Origin of the sequence: Streptomyces bicolor (assembly GCF_000719285.1) — a bacterium.
In the GTDB taxonomy this organism is placed as follows: Bacteria; Actinomycetota; Actinomycetes; order Streptomycetales; family Streptomycetaceae; genus Streptomyces; species Streptomyces bicolor.
The window spans coordinates 65,803-72,665 of sequence record NZ_JOFS01000046.1 but is presented as its reverse complement, the minus strand read 5'-3'; the positions used below and the strand labels follow the sequence as shown (position 1 = coordinate 72,665).

The 6,863-nt window shown below is 71.2% G+C and carries 5 protein-coding genes; 2 read left to right on the top strand and 3 right to left on the bottom strand.

Going from position 1 to position 6,863, the window contains the following annotated elements:
* Positions 1-93: 93 nt before the first annotated feature.
* Entirely contained in the window at positions 94-1,209 is a 1,116-nt protein-coding gene (locus IF78_RS0138605) for a Gfo/Idh/MocA family protein (RefSeq protein ID WP_031487211.1), read from the bottom strand.
* A 300-nt stretch (positions 1,210-1,509) separates the two neighbouring features.
* Here IF78_RS0138605 and IF78_RS0138600 point away from each other — a divergent pair, with 300 nt between their 5' ends.
* Positions 1,510-2,691 carry a flavin-dependent monooxygenase gene (locus IF78_RS0138600; protein ID WP_031487210.1) on the top strand — a complete coding sequence of 394 codons (1,182 nt, stop codon included), beginning with the start codon at positions 1,510-1,512 and terminating at the stop codon, positions 2,689-2,691.
* 91 nt (positions 2,692-2,782) lie between these two features.
* On the opposite strand, the gene IF78_RS0138595 is transcribed toward IF78_RS0138600, so the two are convergent.
* Entirely contained in the window at positions 2,783-4,039 is a 1,257-nt protein-coding gene (locus tag IF78_RS0138595) for an MFS transporter (RefSeq protein ID WP_031487209.1), read from the bottom strand.
* A 129-nt stretch (positions 4,040-4,168) separates the two neighbouring features.
* Between IF78_RS0138595 and IF78_RS0138590 the strand changes: the two genes are divergently transcribed.
* Positions 4,169-5,053, top strand: coding sequence for a winged helix-turn-helix transcriptional regulator (locus tag IF78_RS0138590; RefSeq protein WP_031487208.1), 885 nt, complete (start codon positions 4,169-4,171; stop codon positions 5,051-5,053).
* A 55-nt stretch (positions 5,054-5,108) separates the two neighbouring features.
* Here IF78_RS0138590 and polX read toward each other — a convergent pair whose 3' ends face one another.
* Positions 5,109-6,845 (bottom strand): DNA polymerase/3'-5' exonuclease PolX, encoded by a 1,737-nt coding sequence (polX, locus tag IF78_RS0138585; protein WP_031487207.1) that lies wholly within the window; start codon positions 6,843-6,845, stop codon positions 5,109-5,111.
* Positions 6,846-6,863 lie beyond the last annotated feature (18 nt).

The following is a 6,863-nucleotide window of genomic DNA, read 5'->3' as shown; positions in this document are numbered from 1 at the left end:
CACGTGCTACGACCCCACGATCCACCAAACCAACAGCAAGACCAGAAACACGGACAGCGCACCCCAGCCTGCCTAGAGGTTGACTCAGGGAACTCATGCGCGCTCCTTGGGGGCCCAGTGGGGGTGGTCGCCGTGCATGGCCGGGTAGAAGGGATCGCCGGGCGCGATCTCGCCCGCGAGCACCGGGTGCCCCGTGAACGCGGCCTTGTAGAGAGCGGCGGCGAAGTCGAGGGTGGCCCGGGCGTCCGGGCCGCTGCCGGGCGGCCGGACACCGTTGTCGTAGGCGTCGAGGACGGTGCCGAGCTGCGCCGTGTGGGAGCTGGGCAGGTCCGCCGTGGGGGTGCGCCAGGCGGTGGCGCGCTCGGAGGGGACGTGCGGGGCCGGGGTGTAGACCCAGTCGTCGTTGCGGTGGCCGTACAGGTGGGTGAGTTCGACCGTCGCGTCGGCGCAGTCGATGCGGATGCGGCTGACCTCGTGCGGGGACAGCACGCTGTTGACGACGGTGGCCAGGGCGCCGTTCTCGAAGCGCACCAGAGCCGTCGAGACGTCCTCGCTCTCGGTGTCGTGGACCAGGCGCGCGGCCATGGCCCGGATCTCCGCCCACGGGCCGAGCAGGTGCAGCAGCAGGTCGAACTGGTGGATGCCGTGCCCCATGGTGGGCCCGCCGCCTTCGCTGGCCCACTTCCCGCGCCACGGCACCGCGTAGTACGCCGCGTCGCGGTGCCAGGTCGTCTGGCAGTGCGCGACCAGCGGGGCGCCCAGCTCACCATTCATGATCAGCTCACGGGCGTGCACGGCGCCGGAACCGTAGCGGTGCTGGAAGACGACCGACGCGTACGCCCCCGACGCCTCCTCGGCCGCCGCGATGTCGTCGTACTCGGCGAGCGACAGGCACAGCGGCTTCTCGCACAGCACCCAGGCGCCGGCCTTGAGCGCGGCGACCGTCTGCTCCCGGTGCAGGGACGGCGGTGTACCGATCAGGACCAGGTCGGGGCGTACGGCGTCCAGCATGTCGTCCGTCGAGGTGTACCCGGCGACCTCCTCGCCCGCGAGCTGCCGGAAGGCGTCCAGCCGGGCCTGGTCCACATCGACGGCGGCGACCAGCTCCACCCTGTCCGCATGGTGTCTCAGGGCGGGGAGGTGACTACCGCTGACGATGGCGCCGGTGCCGATCACGGCGACGCGGCGGCGGGCGGGACTTGGGGACATGCAGTTCTCCTCGGACGGCCGGCGGACAGCCCGCTTCAGAAAGCGCTTGCACTTCGAGGGCGACCCTAGGCAGGGACGTAATGTCAGGACAACCCCTCTGCGGCGACATGGACAAAGCCTGACCCGTACGGCTTCGGCCCGCCTTCGGCACGCTCCCCGTCTCGGCCTCCGCTCAAACGGACGAAGATCACCGAGCGGCCCGGGACTGTGGCGCACTTCAACTCACGCTCACCAAGGGGTCGTTGACAGGGTTCGCGAACCGCGTCACGGTGGTGACTCGTCGTGCCCGGGAGGTCACCCATGGCGGCAGCCGGTACCGATGCCGATCTGGTCGAGCGCGTGCGGTCCCTGCGGCCGCTGATCCGCGAGCACGCGCTGCGGACCGAACAGGAGCGCCGGGTGGCTCCCGAGGTCGCCGGCGCGCTGTCGGACGCCGGGATCCACCGGATGAACGTCCCCCGGCGGTACGGCGGCTACCAGAGCCGGGTGCGCACGCAGGTGGACGCGGTGGCCGAGATCGCCGCGGCGTGCGGCTCGACGGCGTTCAAGACGGTGATCCAGGCCGGCTGCTCCTACATCGCGGCGCTCTTCCCCGACGATGCGCAGGACGAGATCTTCACCAACCCGGACGTGCGGGTCGGCGGCACTCTCGTCCCGGACGCGACGGCCGTCCGGACGGACGGCGGCTACCTCGTCAACGGCACCTCGGCCTTCGCCACGGGCTGCCACGACGCCGACTGGCACCTGCTGACGGTCCGGGTCGAGTCCGAGTCCGGCGACGGGCCGCCCGAGCTGCTGTGGACCGCCGTGCCGATGGCCGAGCTCGAGATCCTCGACGACTGGTACGTGTCGGGGCTGGCGGGCACTGGCAGCGACAGCGTCGTCGCACGGGACGTCCTCGTCCCCGCGCACCGCACGCTGCCGGTCGGGCCGCTGCTGGCGGGCGAGTTCCCGTCGAAGACGAACGCCGAGGACCCGTTCTACCGGATGCCCGTGCTGCTGATGTTCTGCGCGTGGACGGCACCGAACGCGCTCGGTCTAGCCCGCTCGGCCCTGGCGGAGTTCACCGAGCGCAGCCACCGCAGGGGCATCACGTACACCTTCCACCAGCGGCAGAACGAGGCTACGGTCACCCACCTCCAGACGGCCGAGGCGGCCATGAAGATCTCCTGCGCCGGGCTGCTGACCGCGGAGTTCGTCGCCCTGATCGAGTCACGGGCCGAGTCCGGTGAGCCGTACACACCCGAGGAGCGGGCCAGGATCCGGGCGCAGAGCGGCTATGTGACACGGCTGTGCAAGGAGGCCGTCGATCTGCTGGGCTCCGCGTCGGGGGCGTCGTCCCTGCACCGTGAGGTGCCGATCCAGCGGGCCGTGCGCGATGTGCACGCCCTGAGTCTCCACTCGTTCGTGAACCCCACCACCAACCTGGAGATCTACGGCCGGGTCCTGTCCGGGCTCGACCCGGGCACGCCGTTCCTCTAGACGAGTAAGCCCGAAGGCTTCGGCTGCATGAAGCGAGGGTCTTGTCGGTTCATCTGCGACGGCCTGGCACGGCTGCCCGACCGCGTCTGTGTCAGGCGAGGTCCCGGCGGCGGCCCACCGGGACCGCGAGCAGGTACAGCGGCGGGAGGAGCGCGGCCGTGCACACCGTCCACAGGGCCGCGTGCGTCCCCGCGTACGTGGCGAGCAGGCCGGCACTGAGGGCGCCGAGCGGCTGGGCGCCCCACGAGACGAAGCGGACGGTGGCCATGACACGGGAGAGGAGATCGGGCGGGGACTCGGTCTGGCGGTGGGTGCGGGTGGTGATCGACCCGATGACGACGCCGAAGGCGAAGCCGGCGTTGCCCAGGGCGAACCAGTACGCGTCGGCCGCGGACGTGGTCAGCGGGGCCAGCAGGGCGGCAGCGCCGCCGGCCAGCGCGGTCCCGACGAGCACCCGGGCGGTGCCGAACCGCCGGGTCAGCCGGACCGCCACGGCGGATCCGGCGAGCGCGCCGATGCCGTCCATGGCGAGCACCAAACCGAGTTGTACGGGCGTCAGTCCGGCCTGACGGACCAGGTAGAGGGGTGTGAGGGCGACCAGGGCGGCGCAGACGAAGTTGGTGGCGGTGGCCCAGAGCATGCAGGGCAGCATCACGGGGTGCCGCGTCACGTACGTCCAGCCCTCGCGGATCAGCCGGAGGGCGCCGTCGCCGGTGCGGGCGGCGGGACGGCGCTCGGGGAGGGTGCGCAGCAGCACGGCGGAGAGCAGGTAGCTGGCCGCGTCCACGAGGAGCGCGCCGACCGGGCCCGCGGCCTGCACGAGGAGGCCGCCCCCGGAGGGCCCTCCGGTCTCGGTGACGGCGTGCGTGCCGGACATCAGGCTGTTGCGGGCGGCGAGCTGCCGGGCCGGGACGATGGCGGGCAGAAAGGTCGAGTTGCCGATGTCGAAGAGTACGGTCGCGGCGCCGGTGACCAGCGCGGTGAGCAACAGGTGCGGGTAGCTGAGCCGGTCGAGCCACCAGGCGAGTGGGAGGGAGCCGACGGCGACGAACCGTACGAGATCGAGGGTGACCTGGAGGCGGCGGAGCGGGACGCGCTGGGCGATCACTCCGGCCGGGAGGCTGAGCAGCAGCCAGGAGATCTGTCCGGCGGCGGCGAGCAGGGCGATCTGGAGCGCGGTGGCGTCGAGGACCGTGAGGGCGACCAGGGGCAAGGCGAGGGCGGTGACGGCGGTGCCCGCGTTGCTGACGGTGGCAGCGGCCCAGTAGCGCCAGAAGACGGCCGGGGGCGACTTGGCGTGGCGGGTGCTGCGGCGATCGTGCTCCGGGACCGTCGGTGTCTGGCTCATGCGACGCCCACCTTCAGTGAGTCTCTTATGGGAACTTACTTGTGGTCAAGTGAGTTCCTATCGGGAACTCACTGCATGGCGCAAGATGGTTTCGAAGACTGGACGCTGCATCCGGAAGACGGGAGCCCCATGGTCAGGTCGGTGCCCGAGCGGGACGCCGCCTGTGCGATCGCGCAGGCGGCGGCGGTGATCGGCGACTGGTGGAGCCTGCTCCTGGTGCGGGAGACCGCGCGCGGGCACCACCGGTTCGACGCGCTCCAGGAGGAGCTGGGGATCTCCCGCAAGGTGCTGACCGAGCGCCTTGCGCACCTGGTGGAGGCGGAGGTCCTGGAGAAGGTTCCGTATCAGAGCGGCCCGGTGCGCTACGAGTACCGGCTGACGGAGAGCGGGCGGGGGCTGCTGCCCGTACTGCTCTCGATGCAGGACTGGGCGGACCGCTGGCTGCTCGGCAACGGCTCGCTGAGCGGCACGGCCGACGAGGAGAGTGCCGAGGCGCGGCGGGTGGCGGGCTTGGTGGGCGAGTGGCTGCCGCGCCTCGAACTGCCGGGGCACCGGGACGGTGAGCCGCTCGACCCGGTGGCCGAGGCCGCGGCCACCGTCCTGTTCTGCTACCCGGCGACCGGTCGCCCCGGCCCGTTGCCGGACGGCTGGGCCGACATCCCGGGCGCCATCGGCTGCACGCTGGAGAACCGGCTGTTCCGGGACGCGTACGACGACTTCCGCGCCGCGGGCGCCGAGGTGCGCGGCGTGAGCACTCAACGCCCGGACGAGCAGCGGGTGTTCGCGGTCGAGGAGGGCATCCCCTTCACCCTGCTCTCAGACGTCGACCTGCGCCTCGCCGCCGCCCTGCGGCTACCGGTGTTCCGCGCCGGGCAGGCACTGCGGCTGAAGCGGGCGGTGCTGGTGGTGGACCGCGAACGAGTCGTGCGCCAGGCGCGCTTCCCGGTGACGGACATCCCGGGGGCAGTGCGCGAGGCGCTGGCGGTGGTACGGCGGATGGCGGCGGGGAACTGAACAGCGCAGTCCCCGCCAAGCAGGCGCACCCGCCCAGGACTTCGGACCTGCTCGTCTAGGCCTTCTTCAGGAAGCGCCGCAGCCGGGTCAGCGGCCACGTGTTGATCACGTCGTCCTTGGTGAGCCAGCCGCGCTGTGCCGTACCCACGCCGTAGCGCAGGTTGGCGAGGTGGATGACGGCGTGGGCATCGCTGTCGACGGCGAACTTCACGCCGTGCCGCCTGGCCCGCAGGATGTCCTCGTCGCGCAGGTCGAGCCGGTCGGGGTGGGAGTTGATCTCCAGGGCGGTTCCGGTGCGCGCACAGGCGGCGAAGACCGCGTCGAGGTCGACGTCGATGGCGGGGCGCTTGCCGAGGATGCGGGTCGTGGGGTGGCCGATGATGTTGACGTGTGGGTTCTCGCAGGCCCGGACGATCCGCCGGGTCAGTGCCTCGCGCCCCTGGTTGAAGTGCGAGTGCACCGAGGCCACGCACAGGTCGAATCCGGCCAGGAACTCCGGCGGCCAGTCCACGTCGCCGTCGGGGCCGATGTTCAGCTCCGCGCCGTGCAACACCCGCATGCCCGCCCGTTTGCCGCGCTTGCCGTACTCCCCGTCGAGCTCACGGACGCGTGCGCGCTGGGCCAGGATGCGTTCGTCGGTCATGCGCTGCATGGCCATGTCGGGGCCGTGGTCGGTGACGGCGTAGTAGGCGTAGCCGCGCTCGGCGGCCGCGGCGACCATCTCCTCCAGCGGGGCGAGCCCGTCGGTGAGGTCGGTGTGGGTGTGCAGGTCGCCCCGGATGTCCTTCTCCTGGACCAGGTCGGGCAGCTCGCCGCGCAGCCCGGCCTCGATCTCGCCCCGGTCCTCGCGCAGGGTGGGCGGGATCCAGGGCAGGCCGAGCCGGGCGTACACGTCCTCCTCGGTCTCGGAGACGATCTTCTCGCCGGTCTCGGTGTCGAAGACCCCGTACTCGGAGAGCTTGAGCTTCTTGTGGACGGCGATCTCCCGGGTGCGGATGTTGTGGGCCTTCGAACCGGTGAAGTACTGCATCGCCGCGCCCCAGGAGTCCGGCGGTACGACACGCAGGTCGACCTGGAGCCCCTTGCCGGTGCGGACCGACGTCTTCTTCTCGCCGTGCGCGATGACCTCGGAGGCGTGCGACAGCTCGGTGAAGGCCCGCATGAGCGGCTGCGGCTTCCTCGCGGCGACGAGGATGTCGATGTCGCCGATCGTCTCGCGGACGCGGCGCAGCGACCCGGCGTAGGAGCAGCGCTCGCAGCCGGTGACCTGCGACATCTCGGCGACGATGTCCTCGGCGAGGCTCATCGCGATGTCGATCAGGACGCGGTCGCCGGAGGACTGCAGCAGGCCGATGCCGTGCAGGATGTTCTCCTCCGTCTTGGGCCCGAAGCCCTTCAGGTCGCGCAGCCGCTCCTCGTGGATGGCGTCGGCGAGTTCCTCGGTCGTGGAGATGCCCAGCTCCTGGTAGATGACCAGTGCCTTCTTCGGGCCGAGCGTGGGGATCGCCGTCAGCTGCCGGACACCGGCGGGGATCTTGGCGCGCAGCTCCTCGACGGCGGACACCTGGCCGGTGGTGAAGTACTCGATGATCTTCTGGGCGGTCGACTTGCCGACGTTGGGGATCTCCTGGAGCCCCTTGACGTCGAGTGTGGTCACGTCGGCGTAGTAGCCGCCGACCGACCGGGCAGCCTTCTCGTAGCTACGCGCCCTGAACGCGTCTCCTCCGGTGATCGAGATCAGATCCGCGTACTCCTGGAGCAGCGCGGCGACCTCGTCGTTGGGCCGAGCCACACCTCCAGGGTAGGCAAG